Annotated in this window: 1 protein-coding gene; it reads right to left on the bottom strand. The window is 47.6% G+C overall.

Going from position 1 to position 525, the window contains the following annotated elements; genetic code table 11:
• The coding region (locus tag J7439_RS26120) for a hypothetical protein (protein WP_209204977.1) at window positions 1-525 on the bottom strand (525 nt) is incomplete at both ends.

Raw genomic sequence — 525 nt, 5'->3', positions numbered from 1 at the left:
CATTTCGTGGACTTTTGTGGGCATTAAGATATTGTTGGAATTCGGCAATTGTCATGTTCCATTTTGCGGACGCAGAAGAGAAGTACAGAGCCAGTGCTTTCATTTGACTTGATTCTAAAAGTTCATCGTCTTCATCACTGCTGTCGCCTCCAATGTCCGTAGAACAACCTTGCTGTTTAAGACATTGGCGGAGTTTGTTTTCATTATCAGTCAGTTTTTCTCCTGAGGGTACTCCAAAGCCTGCAAATATGCGGCAAGACAGTTTCAGAAGACTCTTCTTTTCATCCGAGGGTAGCCATTGAATAAAGGCTTGCACTTTCGTCTTTTCCGGTAAGCCTTTGCCATGACACATGGGGGAAATATTGGTGACCCGTGCCCGGTCGAGCGGTTTGCCCTTGACGTCCTCGTCTTTGCCCTCCTGCCAGCCCTCTTTCAAGCAGGGCAGGGTCAGGAAGGCCTTCACGTCCTTATCTTTCGGTAAGCCTTTAGAGGAACACATGGAGGAAATATTGGTGACCAGTGCCC

This window comes from Salinisphaera sp. G21_0 (assembly GCF_017744115.1).
Classification (GTDB): Bacteria; Pseudomonadota; Gammaproteobacteria; order Pseudomonadales; family Endozoicomonadaceae; genus Endozoicomonas.
This window is presented reverse-complemented; position numbering and strand designations above follow the sequence as displayed.